At 61.3% G+C, this 21212-nt stretch carries 17 protein-coding genes; 3 read left to right on the forward strand and 14 right to left on the reverse strand.

What is annotated here, in order from left to right; translation table 11 throughout:
• Nucleotides 1–4: 4 nt before the first annotated feature.
• Nucleotides 5–925, reverse strand: a complete 921-nt coding sequence (gene ctlX, locus ACR0IR_RS04350) for a citrulline utilization hydrolase CtlX (protein WP_170363645.1) — start codon at nt 923–925, stop codon at nt 5–7.
• Nucleotides 925–1845: an arginase gene (gene rocF / locus ACR0IR_RS04355; RefSeq protein ID WP_170363644.1), complete on the reverse strand. Its 921-nt coding sequence runs from the start codon at nt 1843–1845 to the stop codon at nt 925–927. Before rocF ends, ctlX begins: the two co-directional genes overlap by 1 nt.
• 86 nt (nt 1846–1931) lie before the next feature.
• Here rocF and ACR0IR_RS04360 point away from each other — a divergent pair, with 86 nt between their 5' ends.
• Both ACR0IR_RS04360 and mprF read left to right on the forward strand, forming a co-directional pair.
• Entirely contained in the window at nt 1932–2360 is a 429-nt protein-coding gene (locus ACR0IR_RS04360) for an Lrp/AsnC family transcriptional regulator (RefSeq protein ID WP_093961837.1), read from the forward strand.
• A 101-nt stretch (nt 2361–2461) separates the two neighbouring features.
• Complete coding sequence (mprF, locus tag ACR0IR_RS04365) at nt 2462–5071, forward strand: bifunctional lysylphosphatidylglycerol flippase/synthetase MprF (RefSeq protein WP_170363643.1); 2610 nt, start codon at nt 2462–2464, stop codon at nt 5069–5071.
• 3 nt (nt 5072–5074) lie between these two features.
• On the opposite strand, the gene ACR0IR_RS04370 is transcribed toward mprF, so the two are convergent.
• From ACR0IR_RS04370 to ACR0IR_RS04395, 6 genes are all read right to left on the reverse strand, one after another.
• The gene (locus ACR0IR_RS04370) at nt 5075–6667 is read right to left on the reverse strand and encodes an efflux transporter outer membrane subunit (RefSeq protein ID WP_170363642.1); all 1593 of its coding nucleotides are present in this window, start codon (nt 6665–6667) and stop codon (nt 5075–5077) included.
• Between the two features lie 2 nt (nt 6668–6669).
• Entirely contained in the window at nt 6670–7815 is a 1146-nt protein-coding gene (locus ACR0IR_RS04375; protein WP_170363641.1) for an HlyD family secretion protein, read from the reverse strand.
• 21 nt (nt 7816–7836) lie between these two features.
• Entirely contained in the window at nt 7837–8196 is a 360-nt protein-coding gene (locus tag ACR0IR_RS04380) for a DUF3302 domain-containing protein (protein ID WP_093961840.1), read from the reverse strand.
• Between the two features lie 34 nt (nt 8197–8230).
• Complete coding sequence (locus ACR0IR_RS04385) at nt 8231–8800, reverse strand: disulfide bond formation protein B (protein WP_170363640.1); 570 nt, start codon at nt 8798–8800, stop codon at nt 8231–8233.
• 12 nt (nt 8801–8812) lie between these two features.
• On the reverse strand, nt 8813–8968 hold the full coding sequence (locus tag ACR0IR_RS04390) for a DUF5993 family protein (RefSeq protein ID WP_170339565.1): 156 nt from the start codon (nt 8966–8968) through the stop codon (nt 8813–8815).
• A 110-nt stretch (nt 8969–9078) separates the two neighbouring features.
• Nucleotides 9079–9840, reverse strand: coding sequence for a DeoR/GlpR family DNA-binding transcription regulator (locus ACR0IR_RS04395; protein ID WP_170363639.1), 762 nt, complete (start codon nt 9838–9840; stop codon nt 9079–9081).
• 219 nt (nt 9841–10059) lie between these two features.
• On the opposite strand from ACR0IR_RS04395, the gene glpD reads away from it, so the two are divergent.
• Nucleotides 10060–11652, forward strand: coding sequence for a glycerol-3-phosphate dehydrogenase (gene glpD / locus ACR0IR_RS04400; protein ID WP_480778977.1), 1593 nt, complete (start codon nt 10060–10062; stop codon nt 11650–11652).
• Nucleotides 11653–11708: 56 nt separating this feature from the next.
• Here the strand turns inward: glpD and ACR0IR_RS04405 are convergent, their stop codons facing one another.
• The 6 genes from ACR0IR_RS04405 to ACR0IR_RS04430 all read right to left on the reverse strand — a co-directional run bounded on the left by ACR0IR_RS04405 (nt 11709) and on the right by ACR0IR_RS04430 (nt 21166).
• A complete protein-coding gene (locus ACR0IR_RS04405; RefSeq protein WP_170363637.1) occupies nt 11709–14846 on the reverse strand; it encodes an efflux RND transporter permease subunit in 3138 nt (1045 codons plus the stop codon).
• A gap of 3 nt (nt 14847–14849) precedes the next feature.
• A complete protein-coding gene (locus tag ACR0IR_RS04410; protein WP_170363636.1) occupies nt 14850–16028 on the reverse strand; it encodes an efflux RND transporter periplasmic adaptor subunit in 1179 nt (392 codons plus the stop codon).
• 239 nt (nt 16029–16267) lie between these two features.
• A complete protein-coding gene (metG, locus tag ACR0IR_RS04415; protein WP_170357585.1) occupies nt 16268–17986 on the reverse strand; it encodes a methionine--tRNA ligase in 1719 nt (572 codons plus the stop codon).
• 69 nt (nt 17987–18055) lie between these two features.
• Complete coding sequence (locus tag ACR0IR_RS04420; protein WP_170363635.1) at nt 18056–19279, reverse strand: MFS transporter; 1224 nt, start codon at nt 19277–19279, stop codon at nt 18056–18058.
• A gap of 76 nt (nt 19280–19355) precedes the next feature.
• Nucleotides 19356–19955, reverse strand: a complete 600-nt coding sequence (locus tag ACR0IR_RS04425) for a YceI family protein (RefSeq protein ID WP_170363634.1) — start codon at nt 19953–19955, stop codon at nt 19356–19358.
• Nucleotides 19952–21166 (reverse strand): MFS transporter, encoded by a 1215-nt coding sequence (locus ACR0IR_RS04430; RefSeq protein WP_170339548.1) that lies wholly within the window; start codon nt 21164–21166, stop codon nt 19952–19954. The genes ACR0IR_RS04425 and ACR0IR_RS04430 overlap by 4 nt, the downstream gene beginning before the upstream one ends.
• Between the last annotated feature and the right edge of the window lie 46 nt (nt 21167–21212).

Raw genomic sequence — 21212 nt, forward strand, 5'->3', positions numbered from 1 at the left:
TCTCCTAGCGGCGTGACAGGTGGATGCCTGCGATCATGCAGCGCACCGACCCGCCGGCGGTTTCGATGGTGGGGACGGACAACGGCAGGGGCGTCGCGCTGTCCTGGATGATGTCGATCTGATCCGGCCGCAGCGCGGCCAAAGCCCGGCTGGACAACGCCAGAACCAGCCCGTCGCGGCCCGTCAGTTCGATGGCGTTGCCGGCAAATTCAGCGATCTGTGCGTGGGTCAGGTCGATCACCGTGCGGCCGGACTCCTCGAGCCGCGCCTTCACGGTCGCGCGCCGCTCGGGGTCGGTGATCATGTCCAGACAGATCAGGGCGTAATGCGTGCCGATCCCCATCAGCACATTGGTGTGATAGACATCGCGGCCTTGCGCGTCGCGGGCCTCGAAGGCGATGGGCTCGTAGTTGAAATGGGTGCAGAACCGTTCCAGCAGCACCGGGTCGGCGCGGTTGGATTTGACGGTATAGGCAATGCGCCCGACGTGATCGAGCACCATCGCACCGGTGCCCTCCAGCGCGAGGTTGTCCTGCTCGAACCCGGAATAGTCGATCACGTCCTGTACGCGATAGTCGCGTTTCAGCATCTTGATCACATCCATCCGCCGTTCGCGCCGGCGCGAGGGGACGAACATCGGATAGATCGCCACGTGTCCGCCCGGATGGGTCGAGAACCAGTTGTTCGGAAACACGCTGTCGGGCGTGTCGTTGTCACCGAAATCGTCGAACACATGCACGGTCACGCCGGCGTTGCGCAGTTGCTCGACCGCGCGGTCATGCTCGTCGCGGGCTGCGGCCGAGGTCGCCTCGGCCGAGCGGTTGGCCAGCGTCTGGAACGCATTGTCGTCACGGGTCTCGGGGTTCGAGGCAAAGGCGTGTGGCCGGATCATGACCACCGCCGAAGGGGCCTGAAGGGAATGCATCAGAAGCTCCGGGTAATGCGGTCGAAGATGCGGCGCCCAAGCAGCGAGGCGGCCAGATCGACCATCAGTTTCGCGGTACGGCCGCGCTCATCCAGGAAAGGATTCAGCTCGACCAGGTCCAGCGAGCAGACCAGCCCGCTTTCGTGCAGCAGTTCCATGGCCAGATGCGCTTCGCGTTCGGTCGCGCCGCCGGGAACGGTGGTGCCGACGGCCGGCGCGATGGCGGGGTCAAGGAAATCCACGTCCAGAGAGACATGCAGAATACCGTTCGCGGCACGGACGCGTTCCAGAAAGGCCATCAGCGGGGCCTTGATGCCGTGTTCGTCGATGCTGCGCATGTCGGCCAGCATGGCGCGGTCTTTCTCCAGCGCCGCGCGCTCGGCCGGATCGACCGAGCGCAGGCCGATCATGCCGACGCGGTCAGTGGGTATCGGAGCATCCAAAGCGGGGAAAGCGTCGAACCCGGGCTGACCGGTGAAATAGGCGACCGGCGTGCCATGCAGGTTGCCGCTGCCGGTGCTGTTGGGCGTGTGGAAATCGCTGTGCGCGTCCAGCCAAAGCACGAATAGTGGGCGCCCGATCTGCTGCGCATGGGCGGCCATGCCAGAGACCGTGCCCATCGACAGGGCGTGGTCCCCGCCCATGAAGATCGGCAGACCTTGTTGGGCCGCCTGTTGCGCGACCCGGATCAAAGCCCGCGTCCAACCTACGCATTCGGGTAGGGCAAAGAGGTGATCATGTTGCGGCATGTCGACTGTGTCCGGGCGGGTGTCGCCAAAGTCTGTGACCGTGTGCCCGAGGTCTGACAGCGCCTCGGCGATTCCGGCCACCCGGTACGCGTCGGGTCCCATCCGGCAACCCTGTCGCCGCTTGCCGACGTCCATGCCGGCACCAACGAGAATGACTGATTTGGTATCCATACGTTCATTTAGCGGTGCAATGCGGGTTGCGTGAAGGAGGCAAAATGCTCAAAATGAAATCTGAGAATCCAAAATGGAAACACGGAATGGACGATCTGGACAGCCGCTTGCTCAGCGCCCTTCACCGAGATGCTCGCGCGTCCCTGTCAGAGCTTGCAGAAGTGCTGGGTGTAACGCGGACGACCGTGCGCAGCCGGCTGCAGCGGCTCAAGCAATCGGGTGAGATTGTGGGCTTTACTGTCCTGACCCGTCGGGACGTCGCGCAAAGCCCGGTGCGCGGGCTGATGATGCTGGAAATCGAAGGGCGCGGGACCGAGCGCATCATGGCCCGGATCGCGGCGATGCGGCAGGTGCGGGCGGTGCATTCCACCAATGGCGGATGGGACCTGATCGCCGAGATCGGGACCGAGACGCTGGCCGAACTGGACGAGGTTCTGTTCCAGATCCGCCGCATCGAAGGCGTGACCCGCTCCGAGACCAATCTGCTTCTGTCCACCCGAAAAGGCCGCTTTTGAACCGCCCGCCATTCACCAGCGCGGCATAGCTTTGAATACCAAACGATTTGTGCAAGAGTTTTCCCGCAGGCTTGATCAAGCCCATGGGCAGGGAAATCAATATGAGCACAGCAGACCCAGGCGAAAACTCGCGGGCGGAAATCCTGATTGCCCGGGTGACCGGTCTGTTGGAGCAGCCGATCGTCAGGTTGGCGATACCTGTTGTGATAACGCTGATCGCGTTGACGGTGCTGCACGACCTGTCGAGCCATGTGAAATGGTCGGACGTTCAATCTGACATTGCCGGAACACCCTGGCGGGTGATGTTCCTTGCCGTGTTCTGGACGGCTTTCAGTTTTCTGTCTCTGTCCTTCTATGACGTCTTCGCCGTGCAGAGCGTGGCGGGGGGAACGGTCCCCCTTCGCATCGCGGCCATGGCTGGTGCCAGCGGCTATGCGGTGTCGAATTGCCTTGGTTTTTCGTACATCACGGGCACGGCGATCCGCTATCGGATCTATGCGTCGCTGGGGTTGGATCTGGGACGGGTCGCGGGCGTGATCGCCACATCATGGGTGGCCTTCTGGATGGGTCTCATCCTGATCCTCGGCGGAATGATGACGCTTCATCCGGACGGGATCGCCCAAGCGCTGCCGATCAGTGGAACGCTTGAAACGGTCATCGGGGTTGCCCTGCTGGTCGGTCTACTGGTGCTGTTTGTATGGCTGGCCAAAGGCGGGCGTCGGCTTTCCTTTGGCGGGGTGGGATTTGACCTGCCCGGAGGCAAGTTGGCCAGCCTTTTGACGCTGGCGGCAATCGGGGATCTGTTCGGCGCGTCGATGGCTCTTTATGTTCTGATGCCCGACGATCTGGGCGTCGGTTATCCCTATTTCTTCACCATCTATATCTGCGCAATCGCAGTTGGGATTCTCAGCCACGCCCCGGGCGGAATCGGTGTGTTCGAGGCCACGTTGATCGCCGGGCTGGGGGCCTCGGGCCGGTCGGACGTGATTGCCGCCTTGCTGCTCTACCGGGTTGTCTACACGTTTTTGCCATTTGCCATCGCAAGCCTGTCGATCGCCGTCGCTTCGGCGCTGGCACATCGGCATCACATCAGCGGCGCGGCCACTTGGTTTTATCGGGCCGTCCGGCCAATCGTGCCGATGGTGGCTGCCGGTATCGCGGCAGTGGCCGGTGTGGTTCTTCTGGTGTCCGGCACCTTGCCTGCCAGCTCGACGAAGCTGGGGATCCTGCGCGAGTTTCTGCCCTTGTCCTTCGTCGAGGCATCGCATCTGGCCGGAAGCGCCATTGGCGTTCTGCTCCTGCTTGTGGCGCGGGGGCTGTACCGCAAGCTGTACCGGGCATGGATCGTTGCCATGATCCTGATGCTGGCCGGGTTCTTTGCGTCACTGGCCAAGGGGCTGGATACGCATGAGGCCATCGGAATGCTTGCAGCCATCGGTTTGTTGGCGCTGTTTCGGGGGGCTTTCTACCGGGTCAGCGGCGCCTCTATCTTCCGACTGAACATTCCCTGGCTGGTCAGTCTGATCGCGTTGCTGGCGGTGATCTTCTGGATCGGGTTGTTTGCCTATTCCCATGTCGAATACGAGAATGCGTTGTGGTGGGAGTTTGCATGGAATGGCGATGCCTCGCGGTTCCTACGCTCCAGCATGGTGGTGGCGGTCATCGTCGGGGTGGTGGCCGTGAACTCGTTGTTCGGACGCACGATCCCCGCACGTCAGCGCACCGAGATCCCTGCGGCGGTCGAACGTCTGGCGCTGGCCAGCGAAGACACAGAGGCGCAGATCAGCCTGACCGGCGACAAGCAGTTCCTGATCGCGCCAGATGAAAGCGCCTTTCTGGCCTATGCCGATTCCGGCAACGCATTGATCAGCAAGGGCGAGCCTGTCGGCGATGAGGCCGCCGGCCAGCAACTGATTTGGCAGTTGCGCGAAATGGCCGATGCCGAAGGCAAGCTCTGCGCTTTTTACAGCGTGTCCACCAAGTATCTGCCTACGTTTCTGGACCTCGGGCTGTCGATCCTCAAGATCGGTGAAGTCGCCCGCGTTCCGCTGAAGGACTTCACGCTGGACGGAAAATCCCGCAAGCGGTTCCGTCAGGCCCGGAACCGGGCCGAGCGTGAAGGGTATGTCTTCGAGATCATTCCCAAAGAACAGCTTGCACCGGTCCTGCCCGAGCTGCGCCAGATCTCGGATCACTGGCTGGAAGGCAAGGCGGGCGCGGAAAAGGGTTTTGCCCTGGGCGGGTTCGACGAGCAGTATTTGTCCTATTTCGATCATGCGGTTCTGAAGAACGGCGAGACTGGCAGCATCGTGGCTTTTGCCAACCTGTTTCAGGGCGGCAACAAGTCGGAATTGTCGCTGGATCTGATGCGGTACGAGCCCGACTGCCCCAGCTTTGTCATGGATGCTCTGTTCGCCGAGATGATGAACTGGGGCGCCGGCCAAGGGTTCCATTGGTTCTCATTGGGGGCCGCGCCGTTTTCCGGGATCGAGAACCGGCAACTCGCCTCGCTCTGGAACCGGATCGGCGGCTTCGTCTACGAGCACGGCGAGCAGTTCTATCACTTCGAGGGGCTGCGCGCCTTCAAGCAAAAGTTCGACCCGGAGTGGAGCCCCAACTATCTTGCCAGCCCAGGCGGTCTGGCCGCGCCGCGCATCCTGTACGAGGTGAACATCCTGATCTCTGGCGGCCTGACGGGCCTAACGAAATAGCGCCTAGTTCAGACTTGCGCGTGTTGGGTCCTGCTGCAGCAGGTCCCCCCAATCGGTGCGATAGGACATCTCGGCCAGTACGGTTTCCGGCAGAAACTCCTGATTCTGACGGATCTGCCAGCCCCCGCCCAGACCCTTGTAGACCGCGACCAGATTCGACGACACCTGCTGGCGCGCCTCGATCAGGTTGGCTTGCGAGCGCAGTAGCGCGGTCTGCGTGTTCAGCACGCGGGAATAGTCTGCGATGCCGTCGCGATACTGGCTGACGGCAATGTCGGCGGCCTTGCGCGCTGCGTCGACGCTGCGTTGGTAGAACGTCACCTGCTTGCGCGCCTGGGCATAGGCAACCATGGCGCTTTCGACCTCGGAATAGGCGGTCAGCACGGTGTTCTGATAGTTGGCGATCAGCGCCTGATAGGCGGCGTCCTGCGCGCGCACGTTGTTCTTGATCCGCCCATAGTTCAGAACGTTCCAGACCACGCCGGCGCTGGCCAGACCTGTGGTGCTGTTCGAGCTGAACAGGTCGCGCCCGCCCGACGCCTGCAGGCCGATCGAGCCCGACAGGATGAACTGCGGATACAGGTCCGCCATGGCAATGCCCACTTGCGCCGATTGCGTGGCTGCGGCCAGTTCGGCCGCGCGAACGTCGGGGCGGCGGCGCAGCAGTTCGGCCGGAACGCCGACTGCGACGTCCGATCTTGCTGACGGAATCCGCCCGGACGTTCCCAGCAGACCGGTCATGCGTGACGGTGTCGTGCCCAGCAGAACCGCCAGCGCGTTCTTTGCCTGCTGCAGATCGCTTTCCAGCGTCGGCACCAGCGCCTTGGTGTTGTTCAACAGGGCGGTGGATTCCTGCACATCCAATTCCGTCGTCACACCATTGTTGAACCGCAACTGGGTCAGATCATTGGCTTCCTGCTGCAGCTTGATGTTCTCGCGTGCGACGGCCAGCGACTCCTGCAGCGCGCGGATGTTGATGTACAGCGCGGCCACATCGCCCGTCAGCGTCACCAGCGCATCGTCATAGTTGGCGACCTGTAGCGCCAGGTTCGATCGCGCCGCCTGCACGCCGCGCCGCTGCGCGCCCCAGACGTCCAGTTCCCACTGGGCGTCAAACCCCACCTGTGAGGTCGAAAACTCGGTATCCAGCGGAATGATCCGGTTGATATCGGCAATGGGACCGAGGTTGTCGCTGATCCGGCGCCGCTCCAACGCGCCGCCCACGGCCTGCGATTGCGGATAGAGCTCGCCGAAGGCGATGCCCAGTTGCGCGCGGGCCTGCAACACGCGCGCGCCTGCGACTTGAAGGGTCAGGTTCTGGGCGTAGGCCTCGGCCACCAGCTTGTTCAGGGTCGGATCATTGAAGCTCTGCCACCATTTGACCACGGGGGCGCTGCGTGATGTCAGCCCGCTGGCTTGGCTGGCGCTGGGGCTGTTGGCCTCCATCCACTGTTTCACGACCGGCGAGTTGGGGCGCACGAAATCCGGCCCGACCGGGGTGCATGCAAACAGCAACGCGGCGCTCAGCGCGGTGCCAACTAACATGCGGCGGCGGTTTCGTGGCCTGCGCGGATGGTCCGGGTTCATGTGTGTCATGCTCAGATATCCAACGGTCGGATGAAGTTGGCGAAGGAATAGAGGCGGATGTTGATGCGGCGCAGAAACTCGAAGCTTGTGCCTTGCCCGGTATAGATGGCCACGGCCGCGTGCCCGCCAGCGGGGAAAGTATGCCCTTCGGGGACGTCGACTGAAATCTGCACCGCGATGCGCCCGGGAATTTTAGGCAGCTCGAACCCCGGCAGGCGGCCAGAGGGCAGGTATTGCCCTTGCCGTGTGGCCCACCAGATGGCCTCGACCTTTCCGGTCAAAATTTCACCCGGATAAAGATCCAGCGCGACTTCGACGGGCTGACCGGGTTCGACGAATTTCAGGTTCTGCTGGCGGTATGTGGCCAGGATATAGGGCGAATCCTCGGTCACGAAGCTGGCGATGGCCCCAAGTCGGATATCACCGACCACAAGGCCGGGACGGGCCTGTTGCGAGACGATCATGCCGTTTTCAGGGGCGTAGATCGTTGTATTGTCGAGGAAATACTGTGCTTCGGCCAGCTGCGCCTTGGCCTGAAGGATACCGGTGTTCACTCCGTCGATCTGTGATTCCTGCGCAAGTTGCGCCTTTCTTAGATTGGCCTCAGCCTGTTTGACCGCAGCCTGATCTTCGGTCACTTGTTCGTTCCAGCGATCCAGTTCGTCCTGACGCGCACCCCCGGCAGGCACCAGGTTTTCATAGCGCGCCTTCTGCGTCATCGCATAAGCCAGCTGGGCATTGGCACGCTCCACCGCCTCGGTCGAGGCGATCACGTCCTGTTCAAGGATTTTGGCGTTCTGCTCGGCAGCCACCAGTTGGGCCTGCGCGTTCTCGACGGCCAGCTTGAACACCGTGTCATCAAACCGGTACAGCGGATCGCCCTTGGTGATGGGCGTGTTGGGTTCGACCAAGACCTCGGTCAGGATGGTCGGTTGGGTCAGTTTCGGGACGATCTGGATGGTGGACCGCACCACGTGGCTGTCGATCGAGAAGGGTTGGAAGAACCGGAGCGCGACGAGGAAGATCAACAGCAGATGGGCGCCGACCCAGAACGACACGATCCCCCAGACAATGTTGAACTTGAGCCATTGTGCTTTGAAGAAAATGAACCAGACAAAAATGATGTAGAAAAGCGTGATGCCGAGGGCGACGAACATAGTGGTGGATTTCCTTCGGCGTCAGGTTTTCTGTGGGTCGTCTGCAGCAGGGGCCCGGTACTCGTCCTTGACCTGCCCGCCAAGGCGCTCGATCTCCTTGCGGATCGCTTCGCGCTCGCCCTCGGGCAAGCGGCGGATGTCCACGGTCATGCCATCATGGTAGGCCCAGATAAAGGCGTGCACCCAAGGGATGATCGCCAGAAACCCCATCCATCCCATCAGTTTGACCGCCTCGGCATGGGGGTGGTTCCGTTTGATTGCGATCCGGCCGGGCAGGCCCATGATGAACAGAAACAAGGCCATGACCGCCGCCAGCAGCAGGATCAGCGCGACGAATGTCAGGTAGTCATAATAGCCCAGCGGCTGCCCCAGTAGTCCCATCGTCGCGCCTCCTGTCTGGACGGTTGCCCCATCCTCAGTTGTTGGTGTCCAGTTCGTCAATCAATTTGTAGCTGGTCGGCGGGTCGGCGCAGATGCCCGGACCGCATTCCAACAGCGTCGAACCGGCGTTCAGCACCGCAAGACCCAGCATGATGAAGAACGCCACCTTTGCCAATGTGCTGCCGCCAAAACGTGGTTCCGCGCGCGTGTCCGAAACATACTGCTTCTCGAACATCAGCATGATCGCGGTGCCCAACAGGATCAGGAAAAAGCAGATGGCAGCCCAGGTATAGTAGTGCAGGCCCAACACCGGAGAGCCATAGTGCCCGGTTCCCGGCACTATGTGCAGAAGGATCTGCCGCACCGACACGCTGCCGCCGTAGAGGGCCGCAATCAGCATGATCGCATAGTGTTGGGGCCGCGGGCCATAAAGCAGGTTCAGGCCCAGACCAACACCAACCGCAACGAAGCCAACTCGCTGCAACAGGCAGAGCGGGCAGGGCAGTTCGTACAGCCGGAGCTGGTAGACATAGGCCAGCAGCAGAACAAGGCTGACGGCCAGCATTCCTAGGGCATTCAGAGTACGGGACAGTTCAGGTGTCATGATCGTCCCTTTCTACAACTGAATTGTCAGTTGGCTGGTGGCGTGAAACTTGAGCCAATAGACGCTCAACGCCAGCGTGAGAAAGAAAACCACGTTCCCGGCCTTTGTCCGTCCAAAGTAATTCAGCGCCATAACGGCTGTAAGTAACGCAAATAAAAGCGCGATCATGGCTCGGTCCTCCCCTCCCGTGCAACGATTGCAATGGTGGTGATACTGTCAGGCCCGCTGCCATCTGGCAAGTTTTGGGATCGTCCGTTCGCCTTAAGTGCGAGCGAACCCTAGCCGCACACCACCAATTGGGTCTGCCATTCGCGGCAGCGCGCCGCCAATTCGGATGTGACGGGTGCGTCTGTGTAGAACGTGTCGATTTCGGACAATGACGTGATGCGGGCCGGGGCCGACCGCTGGAACTTCGAGTGATCGGCAACAAGGCTGGTATGCCGCGCCTGCGCGATGATTGTCTGGCTGACGTTCACTTCCTGAAAATCGAAATCCAGCAGATCGCCTTCGCTATCCAACGCAGAACAGCCTATGACCGCGTAGTCGAACTTGAACTGACGAATGGTCGAGACAGTCAGGTTTCCGATCAGGCCCCCATCTGATCGGCGCAGAACACCACCAGCGACCACGATCTCGCATTCAGGGTTTTCGACCAGAATGTTGGCCACGTTCATATTGTTGGTCACGACCATCAGGTTCTTGTGGGTCAGAAGTTGCCGCGCCACGGCCTCGGTCGAGGTGCCGATATTCATGAACACCGATGCTCCGTCCGGTATGTCGGCGGCACACCGTTTGGCAATGCGTTTCTTGGCTTCGTCGTTCAATCCGCGGCGGTCTTCGTAACCGATATTCGAAACGCCCGACCTCAGAACCGCGCCGCCGTGAACGCGGTCCAGCATCCCGGCATCGGACAGTTCCGACAGGTCCCGACGAATGGTCTGGACGGTGACATTGAACCGCTCGGCCAGATCCTCGACCGCGACACGCCCGTTTTGCTTGGCAAGGCTCAGGATGTCGGATTGGCGAAAGGACAGGGACATATTCGGCTCCGCGGGTGTGGCTCCATTCGTTTTTGTTCTTTTTGGGCATCGAGCGCAAGCCTGATGTTTTCTTGACTGGGGGCCGAAGAAGAAAGAAGTGAACGACGATCAAGTTGTACCAGATGCGACAAAGCGAACAAAAACGAAAATCTGAATTGACTAAACGAGTGCCGGTCGCGTTAATGCGCGCGACCCTTTTGCGAATGGAATCATCAGACCATGGAACAGTCGGACACCCAGATCACCGATCTTTTCATCATCGGTGGCGGCATCAATGGCTGCGGCATCGCGCGCGACGCCGCAGGGCGCGGGTTGAGCGTCACGCTCGCCGAGATGAACGATCTGGCCTCGGCCACCTCGTCAGCCTCGACCAAGCTGTTTCACGGAGGGCTGCGCTATCTGGAGTATTTCGAGTTCCGTCTGGTCCGCGAGGCCCTGATCGAACGTGAAACGCTTTTGCGTGCCATGCCGCATATCAGTTGGCCGATGCGGTTCGTTCTGCCGTATCACCCGGACATGCGGTTTGACTCTGAAACGCCCACGTCGCGCTTGTTGGGGACGGTCATGCCGTGGATGAAGGGGCGGCGGCCTGCCTGGCTGATCCGTTTGGGGCTGTTCATGTATGACAACCTGGGCGGCCGGAAGATCCTGCCGGGAACCAGTTCATTGAACCTGCGCACGGCGCCCGAGGGTGCGCCGCTGCAGGACAAGTTCGAAACCGCGTATGAGTATTCCGATTGCTGGGTCGAGGATTCAAGGCTGGTGATCTTGAACGCACGCGATGCAGAGGCGCGCGGCGCGCGGATCTTGGTGGGCACCAAGGTTCTGTCGGCCGAACGCAGCGAAGATGTTTGGCAGATCACCGTGCAGGACTGCGAAAGCGGTGAAACCCGTGAACTGCGCGCGCGGATGCTGATCAATGCGGGCGGGCCGTGGGTTGGAGACATCATTCGGACCAAGATCCGTTCGAACTCACGCGAGGGCGTGCGGCTGGTGCGGGGCAGCCATATCGTGACGCCGCGTCTCTACGACCATGACAAATGTTACTTCTTCCAAGGTGAGGACGGGCGCATCATCTTCGCCATTCCCTATGAGCAGGACTTTACTCTGATCGGGACCACTGATCAGGACCACCCCGATCCGTCCGAGCCGCCCGTCTGCACCGAGGCCGAGCAGGACTATCTGTGCGCCTTCGCGTCCAAATACTTCAAGAAGCCGGTCTCGCGTGACGACATTGTCTGGACCTATTCCGGCGTGCGCCCGCTGTATGATGATGGCGCCCAAAGCGCCACGGCAGCGACGCGGGACTACACATTGAAAGTGGACGCCGAGGGCGGCGCGCCGGTCCTCAACGTGTTTGGCGGCAAGATCACAACCTATCGCCGCCTTGCCGAAAGCGCGATGGAGAAGGTGGCCGAGCACTTCCCAGACCTCTCTGGCCCTTGGACTGCGGGAGTTGCTCTGCCGGGTGGGGATTTCCCGGTCGACGGGGTAGAGGCACTGGTTGCCGGATTGAAGGCTGACTACGGATTCCTCACCGACAAATGGGCGCACCGTCTGGTACATGCGTACGGCACCGAAGCACGCATTATCCTCGGGAACGCAGTCCAGGCCGATGATCTGGGCGTCGATTTTGGCGCGACCCTGACCGAGCGTGAGCTCGAATGGCTGATCGACAAGGAATATGCCCGTACAGCGCAGGATGTGATCTGGCGTCGAAACAAACTGGGACTGCGCCTGAAACCCGAGCAGGTTGAGCAGATCGAGGCCTGGATGCAGAAGCGTCGTCAGCAACAACGGAAAACCGCTTAATTACCCACCAAAGAAAAACGCCCCGCGGATGTCGCGGGGCGTTTCTTTTTTCTCGGTCAGGCCGCCTTTTCGGAGGGGTCGGGATCCTTGTTCGTGCCCTTGATCCACTCTCGCATGCTCTGCATCACCGCATAGAGGACCGGCACCAGGATCACCCCGAACAGGGTCGCGGCGAGCATCCCGCCAAATACGGCCACACCAATCGCCTTCTGGCTGGCGGCCCCAGCGCCGCTGGCTGCCAGCAGGGGCACAACGCCCAGCAGGAACGACAGCGCGGTCATCATGACGGCCCGGAAACGCTGATGCGCAGCCTCGGCGGCGGCGTCCTTGACGGACAGGCCCTTGGCCCTCTGCTCCATCGCGAATTCCACGATCAAGATGCCGTTCTTTGACGCAAGCCCCACCAGCATGATCATACCGATCTGCGTGTACAGGTTGATGTCACTGCCCACGATCGCCACAGCCGCAACCGCTCCGAACAAGGCCACGATCACCGACAGCAGGATCGAGACCGGCATCGTCCAACTTTCGTATTGCCCGACCAGGAACAAATACCCGAACAAAATAGCCAGCCCCAGGATCACCACGACCAGCCCGCCGGATGCCAGCTGTTGCTGGGCGGTTCCAGTCCATTCAAAGGCATATCCCGGGGGCAGGGCGGTCTCCGACTCTTCTGTCATCACGGTGATTGCGTCACCGGTCGACAGACCTTCTGCCGGAACCGCCGTCACCGTCGCGGAACGGAACAGGTTGTGGCGTTTCAACAGAACCGGGCCAAGCACGTTTTCGACGTCGATGAGCGTTCCCAGCGGGACCATCTCACCGGTGTTCGAGCGGACGTACAGGTTTGAGATGTCCTCGACATTGTCACGATACGACCCTTCGGCTTGGATCATCACGCGATAGACGCGGCCGAACAGATTGAAGTCGTTCACATAGTACGAGCCAAGCTGAGCCTGCATGGTCTGGAAGATTTCGGCGACCGATACGTTCAGAGTTTTTGCCTTTTCCCGATCCAGATCCACGAACAGCTGCGGGACGTTGGCCCGGAAAGTCGTGTAGGCTTGGCCGATTTCAGGCCGCTGGTTGGCCGCGTAGACAAAGGATCCCACGGCCGAGGCCAGATCCTGCGGCGAGCCGCCTCCGGTTTGCTGAACCTCCATTTCGACGCCCGCCGACATGCCAAGACCTTGGATCGGCGGCGGGTTGAATGCGACGATCGAGGCGGCGGATTCGCCGTTTGCGATGGCCAGTACTTTCTGCAGGATGGCGTCCGCCGTCAGATCCTCGTCTTGCCGTTCATCCCAGTTGTCGAGGTTGACGAACACAGCCGCGCCGTTGGTGATGGTTCCGTTCAGTAGTGAGAAACCGTTGATCAGAACGGTATTCGCCACGCCCGGAATCTCGCGGATCTGGTCATCGACACGTTTGGATACCGCCTCGGTTCTCTCCAGTGTGGCCGCGTCGGGCAATTGGATGTCCACGAACAGATAGCCGTTGTCTTCAAGCGGCAGGAACCCGCTGGAGGTGTTCGACATGATCGTTACGCCGCCAAAGGCAAACCCCGCGATGATCCCAAGCGAGACCACGGGGATGATCAGCAGCTTGCGCACGATGGACACATAGCCTGCGCGCATCGTCCCGATGAAATTCTCGAACACCGCCAGCAGACCTTTGGGCGGACCCGAGCGCGCCTGAAGGACCAAACCGCACAGCGCCGGCGACAAGGTCAGCGCATTGATGGACGAGATGACGACGGCGGTCGAGATTGTTACCGCGAACTGTGAGTACAGCCGCCCCGAGATACCGGGCATGAAGGTCACGGGCACGAACACGGCCAGAAGAACCAGAGTTGTCGCGATGACCGGTCCAGTAATCTGCCCCATGGCTTTGCGGGTCGCTTCGGCCGGCGGCAGGCCTTCCTCGGCGATGATCCGCTCCACGTTTTCGACGACCACAATAGCGTCGTCTACCACGATCCCGATGGCCAGCACGAGTGCGAAAAGCGAGATTGTGTTGAGCGACATCCCGAACAGCAGCAGGAACGCGAATGTCCCGATCAATGAGACCGGAATCGCCACCGCCGGAATGATGGTCGCCCGCCAACTGCCCAAGAAGATGAACACGACCGAAATCACCAGGATGAAGGTCAGAACCAGCGTCGATACCACGTCGTTGAGGGATTGTTCGACGAAATCGGTGGTGTTGAACGGAACGTCGTATTCGACATCCGTCGGAAAGGCGCGCGACAGGCGCTCCAGTTCTGTCTGAACCCGATCGGACACCGCCAGCGCATTGGCGCCCGGCGCTTGATAGATGCCGATGACGGTGGCAGGTACGGCTTGATATAAACCGGAGGCGGCATAGTACTGAGCGCCCAGTTCGACCCGCGCGATGTCGCGGACCCGTACGATAGAGCCGGCGTCGCCGGTGCGGATCACGATATCGCCGAATTCCTTGGCAGACGTGAGGCGTCCCTTGGTCTTGATCGTGTATTGGAACGTCTGGCCTTCGGGCACCGGCGGGGCACCGATCGAGCCAGCGGAAACCTCGATGTTCTGTTCGCGAATGGCCGAGATCACGTCACCCGGCGTGATGGAAAGGGCGGCCATCTTGTCGGGGTCCATCCAGATCCGCATCGCGTATTCCAGGTTGGTCAGAACGTCGGCCTTGCCCACGCCCTGCACCCGCGCCAGCGCATCCTTGAGGTTGATCGACGCGTAGTTCGACAGAAACACGCTGTCATAGGTGCCGTTGGGCGAGGTCAGCGTGACCAGCAACAGCATGTTCGTCGACGCTTTCTGCGTCACCACCCCCGACGAGGTAACTTCGGTCGGGAGCGAGGACATGGCCTGTGCCACACGGTTCTGCACGTTGACCGACGCGATGTCGGGGTCGGTGCCCACCTCGAAGGTGATGTTCAGCGAATACGAGCCGTTGTCCGAGGATGTGGACGTCATGTAGATCATGTCATCCACGCCGTTGACTTGCGCTTCGATCGGCGCGGCAACCGTGTTTTCAACGGTTTCGGCGTTGGCGCCGGTGTAGGTCGTCGTGACGCTGACCACCGGCGGCGTAATGTCTGGGAATTGGGCAACCGGCAGGACCATGTAGCCAATCGCACCCATGATTGTCAGCACAAGCGAGATCACAAGTGCCAGCTTGGGCCGGCTGATGAACAGGGCGGAAAACATCAATTATTCTCCCGGCTGTTCAGAGGCGACAACGGCGTCAACGGCAACACCCGGGCGCACCCTTTGCAGCCCTTCCACGATGACGCTTTCGCCATCACGCAGACCTTCCTTGACGATCACGGCAGAGCCGACCGTTTCGCCGGTCGTGATGTAGCGCTGTTCGACCATCTGCTTGTCGTTGACCACCAGGACGAACTCTCCGCGTTGATCCCGCTGCAGGGCAGCTTGAGGGATCAGCACTTCAAGCGTGGGTTCAAGCGCTTCGATGTGAACGTTCAGAAAGGCGCCATCCACGATCAGACGTTTGTCGTTTGCAAACTCGGCGCGCAAGGTGATCGCGCCGGTCAACGGATCGATCCGGTTGTCCACGAACACGATCTTGCCGGTTTCCTCCAGCTCAGTACCATTGGGCAGCGTAAGCCGGACAATCGGGCTCTTGTTGCTTTCAGCGAGGGTGGAGGCCGTCTCACCAACCGTCTGAAGAACGGAGGTGAACTGCTTTTCATTCAACGAGAAATTCACGTAGATCGGCGCTTCGCTGATCAGGTTGACCAGCGGTTCGGTGTTGGGGCCGACCACGTCGCCGACGCTGGTGCTGATCCGACCGATCCGACCGGAAAACGGGGCGTGTATCTGTGTGTAGTCCAGATCAAGCTGCGCCTGTTGAATGGCTGCGTTGGCCGCTTTGACTTCGGCTTCGGCCACCAGCTCGTTCGCGCGGGCAATGTCGCGCTCGGATTCCGGCGTTGCGTCGCGCCTGTACAGTTCTTCCTTGCGGGCCAGGTCGACCTTGGCCAGTTCCAGATTGGCTTCGGCCCGATCAAGATCCGCTTTTCGGGCGTCCAGCGTGGCCTGGTACAGGTCGGGCTCAATGGTAAACAGCAGATCACCCTCGTTGACCAACGAGCCTTCTTCGACATTCCGGCTTTCCAGGAAGCCGCTGACTCGTGCGATGATGTCCACGTTGTCCGTGGCTTCGGCCCGCCCGATAAAAACAGCCTCCTCGGTGATTTCCTGTGTGTATGCGGCCGCAATCGAAACCTTGGGCGGCGGTGCATCCGACTGATCCTGGGCAAATGCGACCGGTGTAAACGCAAGGCATGCCAGCAGTGTCGCGCAAAGGCCGAGACGCGAGAGCGTTCGATTGCTGGTCGTGTGGGTAAGCGTCTTTTCAACGGTCATTGCGAGTGCCTCATTCAAACCGGGATTTGGGTCGAGCCGGACCGTTCCTGAAGCCCGAGTCGACTAAACTCCAAGTCAGGATGGAGGCATTGTTGAAAATTCTCAAGTATTTGAATTTTAAACGCTCGAACCCTGTCCGAGGATGTCTCGGCCGTCGAACCAATTTCGTCCGACGATTTCATCGGATCGGTCGGGTCAGTTGGCTGAAAAAAAGGGGGCCGCCGGCCCCCTTGCTGTATTCAGCTCCGCACTCCGGCAAAGCGTGTTTGCCAATCTTCGCGCTGTTCGTCGGTGATCTTGGCGAACAGAACGTCCGGCACCGTGAACGCGTGTCCGGCGGGCAGGGCGCTCAGCGCGGCCTCCACGTCCTCGGGCCAGCTGGTATCGAGCGTGTTCATCGCGCTCAGCATTCTGGCCGAAGTTTCAGGGATGAACGGCGCGCTGAGTACTGCATAAAGCCGGATCAGGTTCAGGCCCAGCCGCACCTGCGCGGCGGCTTGTTCCGGGTCTTCCTTGAAGGTGGACCAAGGCGCGGCGGCCTGCAGGTATTCGTTGCCCGCAACCCAGATCGCACGCAGTTCCTGCGCCGATTTGCGGACCTCCATCGCCTCCATGTGCGCCTCGTAGGCGCGAATGCGCTTGGTCAGTTCCTCGATCAGCGCCTGTTCGCGTTCACCGTATTCGCCACCGGACGGAACCTCTTCACCGAATTTCGAGCGGCAGAACTTGGTGATCCGGCTGACGAAATTGCCCAACACGTCCGCCAGGTCCTTGTTGACCGATTGCTGGAAGTTCTCCCAGGTGAATTCGCTGTCGCTGCTTTCGGGCGCATGGCTCAGCAGCCACCAGCGCCAGTAGTCGGCGGGCAGGATGTCCAGCGCCTGGTCCATGAAGACGCCGCGGCCCTGGCTGGTCGAGAACTGTCCGCCGTCATAGTTCAGATAGTTGAACGACTTCAGGTGATCGACCAGCTTCCACGGCTCACCCGAGCCGAGGATGGTGGCCGGGAAGGACAGGGTGTGGAACGGCACGTTGTCCTTGCCCATGAACTGCACGTAACGCACGTCGTCGGCGCCCTTGTCGGTGCGCCACCAGCGTTCCCATTCCGCATCCGACTTGCCGTGGGCGTCGGCCCATTCCTTGGCGCAGGCGATGTATTCGATCGGCGCGTCGAACCAGACGTAGAAGACCTTGCCCTCCATGCCGGGCCAGTCCTCGTCGCCCTTCTTGACCGGGATGCCCCAGTCCAGGTCACGGGTGATGCCGCGGTCCTGCAGGCCGTCGCCGTCATGCAGCCATTTCTTGGCGATCGAGGTGGTCAGCACCGGCCAGTCAGTCTTGCCGTCGATCCAGGCGTCCAGCTGATCCTTCATCGCCGACTGGCGCAGATACAGGTGCTTGGTCTCGCGCACCTCAAGGTCGGTCGAGCCGGAAATCGCGCTGCGCGGGTCGATCAGGTCGGTCGGATCCAGCTGCTTGGTGCAGTTTTCGCACTGGTCGCCGCGCGCCTTTTCGTAGCCGCAGTTGGGGCAGGTGCCCTCGATATAGCGGTCGGGTAGGAAACGGCCGTCGGCGTTGGAATAGACCTGCTTTTCGGTCACTTCGCGGATCAGCCCGGCCTCGGCCAGCTTGCCGGCGAAATGCTGGGTCAGCTTGTGGTTCTGCGGGCTGGACGACCGGCCGAAGTGATCGAAGCTGAGGCCAAAGCGTTTGGCGATGTCGGCCTGCACCTCGTGCATCTCGGCGCAGTATTCGGCCACCGGCTTACCCGCCTTGGCGGCGGCCAGTTCGGCCGGGGTGCCGTGTTCGTCGGTGGCACACAAGAACATGACCTCGTTTCCGCGGCCGCGCTGGTAGCGCGCGAACAGATCCGCCGGCAGCTGCGAGCCGATCAGGTTGCCAAGGTGCTTGATCCCGTTGATGTAGGGAATTGCCGAGGTAATGAGAATCCGAGCCATGTTTGGTTTCCGCCTAACTGTCTGCGCGCGCTCTATCAAACCGGATCGGGAAATCCCAGCCCCAGAATGCTATCGCCCTTCGCGCGAGCGTTTCAGCAGGCGGCCGATGGTGAAGGACGTGCGCGGCGCGTAGACGTAGTTGGTGCGTTCCTCGGGCGTCGGGCGCGAGCGCATCCGGGCCAGTCCAAACACGATCAGAACCGCGTGGCCCAATGCCACGAAGGCAAACAGCGCGCCGGGGCCGAATTGCTCGATCAGCGTCGAGGAAACATAGGGCGAGGCGATAGCCCCCAGCGCATACCAGAACATCAGCGCCGCCGAAAGTTCCACCCGCTGCTCGGTGGTAGCGAAGTCGTTGGCATGCGCGGATGAGATCGAGAAGATCGGAAAGGTCGTTATTCCGAACAACCCGGCAGCCAGCATGACGCCGACGGTGCCCGTGCCGCTGGCGGCCATGGTGATACTGCAACTGACAACGGCGGCAATCGACATCCAGATCAGCACCCAGCGCCGGTCGTACTTGTCGGCCAGCCACCCGACCGGATACTGCGCCAGCGCGCCGCCCAGTACAAAGGCGGCCAGAAAGAATGCGATCTGATCGACGCCCAGCCCAACCTCTTGTCCGTAGACGGGACCAACCATCCGGAACGAAGCAGAGCTGATGGCCGAGACGATCACTCCAGCCACCGCCAAGGGCGAGCAATGCCAGGCCAGCTTGGGCCGCAAACGCGGTGCGTCCGGAGTTTCGGGCTGGCTGGCGCGCGTCAGGGTCAGCGGCAGCAACGAGGCACAGCACAGGATGGCCAGCAGGTTGTAAGAGACATATGAGGCAGGCGGCAGAACGGCGATGATCAACTGCGCGCTGAGAGAGGCTCCCATATCGGCCAACCGATATGTGCCCATGGCGCGGCCGCGGGTTTCGTTGGTGACTTTGGCGTTCAGCCAGGCCTCGATGACGGTATAACAACCCGCCACGCAGGTGCCCGAGGCAATGCGCAGCGCGGCCCAGGCATAGGGGTTTTCGGTCAGCGTGTGGCCAATCAGACCCATCGCGCCCAGAGCCGTGCAGACCGCAAAGGCGCGCGAGTGCCCGATGGATCCCATCAGCCTTGGCGCCCACCAGCATCCCGCAAAAAAACCCAAGAAGTGAGCCGAGCCCAAAAGGCCGATCTGTTCAGTTGAAAACCCCAGCGTCAGGCCGGATATAGCGTCCAGCGGACCCACGCCGCCCGTGGAAAGCTGCAATAGAATGACCGAAAGAAAAAGGGCGGCGAATGAGATGATGGTACGCATGGGTCCAGTAGATGTCCGAATGGCGTATGACGATGCGCGCGGCTATTCGACTTTGTGGTGTCGTTTTCCGCCAGTTTCAGGGTTTTCTGCGAATTTCGGTTCGTATGTTCAATCCCACAGTTTCGTCGACCAGGTCCGCATAGCCGGTGGCGCCGAAATCGTTCCGGTTCAACGCGCCGGTCAAATGGATGAACAGCCGGTTCAGATCGTCCTTTGCGGAACCCGGCGGGCGATAGAGCGCGGCATCAAGAGTGATCGGGCGGGTCACGTCGCGCACCGTCAAATCGCCGGTGACGGTTGCCCCGTCGGAAATGCGTCCGCCAGGGCCAAGGCTGACGGCCGTCGAGACGAAGTGGATTGATGGAAACTGCGCAGCGTCCAACACGGATCGGCTTAGCATCGGGCCGCGTGCAAACGGCAGTTTCGTGCGTGCCTCGGCGACATTCAGGACGACGTCGACCATGCTGTTGCGCAGGTTTTTCGTGTCCACCAGAACGTCAGCGGTCTGGATCGGCATGGTGCCGGTCTGGGCCGAGCCAGCCAGACCGAATGTGAATTCGATCAATGTACCTTGTGTTTCAAGTATATACGGAACCGGGGCGGCCACGGCGTGCCGCACCAAGGGCAGCGATGCCAGCCCCGCCAGTACCAGAGTTCGGCGGGTCAGGCGGCTCATGCCGGAACCCGCCCCTGGCGCGGCCGCGAGCGCATCAACAGTGTTGCAATAATGGCGATGTTCAGCCCGTTCCACAGGATGCCGTTCACGAAGGCCAGTTCATACTGCCCGGTCACGTCATAGATCCAGCCGGACATCCAACCACCCAGCGCCATGCCCATGATCGTCATCATCATGACGAAACCGACGCGCGCGCCGGCTTCTTGCGGGGGCATGTATTCTCGGACGACCAGCGCATAGCTGGGCACGATGCCGCCCTGCGCCAGTCCGAACAACAGGCTGATGACATAGAGCGACACCATTCCGTCATAAGGCAGGAACAGGAACAGGGCGATGCATTGCAGGATCGACCCGATCAGCAACGTGTGAACGCCGCCCAGCTTGTCTGCGACCAGCCCCGAGATGATCCGGCTGACGACACCGCCCATCAGCATGAGCGACAGCATCTCGGCCCCGACCGCCGGGCCATAGCCCAACCCTACGCAGTAGGAGACGATGTGGACCTGCGGCATCGACATGGCGACGCAGCAGCCGATTCCGGCGAGGCCCAGCACATATTGCAGGGTCCGCGGCGACAGGCCGACGCTGCGCGCGTTGATCTGCGCGGCGGCTGCGGCGGTGCCATGCGCCTCGGCCGGGACCTGCCGGCGCAGCAGCAGCGACAGCGGGATGACCACGATCAGGGTGATGACCGCCAATGTCAGATAGACCTGCTGCCACCCGTCGCGGGCAAGGATACCGGACAGGAGCGTGGGCCAGATCGCTCCGGACAGATAGTTTCCGCTGGCCACCAGCGCCACGGCGATCCCTCGTCGGCGCAGGAACCAGTGCGAGATGTCGGCGATCAGCGGGCCGAACCCGACGGCGGTGCCCAGGCCCAGCAGCAGATGCGCCACCGACAGCATCGTGATCGTCGGCGCCCATGTCGCCAGCAGATAGCTGAGCGCGCTGAGGCCTGCGGCACCGATCAGCGCTTTGGTCACGCCCAGCCGGTCCACCACCTGACCCAGCCACATGTTGCCAAGCGCAAATCCGATCATGGCCAGCGTATAGGGCATCGAGGCCTCGGCCCGGCTGGCGCCGAACTGGGTCTCGATCGCGGGCATCACCACGATCACCGCCCACATGCCCACATTTGCCACCGCCGCGATGGCCAGCGTGACCAGAAGGCGAAGCCAGGAATAGCGGCTGTCGTGGATCGGGTGAGTCATTTCGGCACGCTAGGGGGCGGGATGCGGTTTGACCAGTCACAACTTG

Source organism: Ruegeria sp. CF2 (assembly GCF_056537385.1).

Excerpts from the sequence above, each read along its gene's own strand:
- ACR0IR_RS04390 (WP_170339565.1), bottom strand. The coding sequence starts at position 8,968 with ATGATCGCGCTTTTATTTGCGTTACTTACAGCCGTTATGGCGCTGAAT.
- ACR0IR_RS04410 (WP_170363636.1), bottom strand. The coding sequence starts at position 16,028 with ATGACCGTTGAAAAGACGCTTACCCACACGACCAGCAATCGAACGCTC.
- ACR0IR_RS04375 (WP_170363641.1), bottom strand. The coding sequence starts at position 7,815 with ATGTTCGTCGCCCTCGGCATCACGCTTTTCTACATCATTTTTGTCTGG.
- ACR0IR_RS04430 (WP_170339548.1), bottom strand. The coding sequence starts at position 21,166 with ATGACTCACCCGATCCACGACAGCCGCTATTCCTGGCTTCGCCTTCTG.
- ACR0IR_RS04395 (WP_170363639.1), bottom strand. The coding sequence starts at position 9,840 with ATGTCCCTGTCCTTTCGCCAATCCGACATCCTGAGCCTTGCCAAGCAA.
- ACR0IR_RS04405 (WP_170363637.1), bottom strand. The coding sequence starts at position 14,846 with ATGTTTTCCGCCCTGTTCATCAGCCGGCCCAAGCTGGCACTTGTGATC.
- ACR0IR_RS04380 (WP_093961840.1), bottom strand. The coding sequence starts at position 8,196 with ATGGGACTACTGGGGCAGCCGCTGGGCTATTATGACTACCTGACATTC.
- ACR0IR_RS04370 (WP_170363642.1), bottom strand. The coding sequence starts at position 6,667 with ATGACACACATGAACCCGGACCATCCGCGCAGGCCACGAAACCGCCGC.
- ctlX (WP_170363645.1), bottom strand. The coding sequence starts at position 925 with ATGCATTCCCTTCAGGCCCCTTCGGCGGTGGTCATGATCCGGCCACAC.
- ACR0IR_RS04385 (WP_170363640.1), bottom strand. The coding sequence starts at position 8,800 with ATGACACCTGAACTGTCCCGTACTCTGAATGCCCTAGGAATGCTGGCC.
- glpD (WP_480778977.1), top strand. The coding sequence starts at position 10,060 with ATGGAACAGTCGGACACCCAGATCACCGATCTTTTCATCATCGGTGGC.
- ACR0IR_RS04420 (WP_170363635.1), bottom strand. The coding sequence starts at position 19,279 with ATGCGTACCATCATCTCATTCGCCGCCCTTTTTCTTTCGGTCATTCTA.
- ACR0IR_RS04425 (WP_170363634.1), bottom strand. The coding sequence starts at position 19,955 with ATGAGCCGCCTGACCCGCCGAACTCTGGTACTGGCGGGGCTGGCATCG.
- metG (WP_170357585.1), bottom strand. The coding sequence starts at position 17,986 with ATGGCTCGGATTCTCATTACCTCGGCAATTCCCTACATCAACGGGATC.
- rocF (WP_170363644.1), bottom strand. The coding sequence starts at position 1,845 with ATGGATACCAAATCAGTCATTCTCGTTGGTGCCGGCATGGACGTCGGC.
- ACR0IR_RS04360 (WP_093961837.1), top strand. The coding sequence starts at position 1,932 with ATGGACGATCTGGACAGCCGCTTGCTCAGCGCCCTTCACCGAGATGCT.
- mprF (WP_170363643.1), top strand. The coding sequence starts at position 2,462 with ATGAGCACAGCAGACCCAGGCGAAAACTCGCGGGCGGAAATCCTGATT.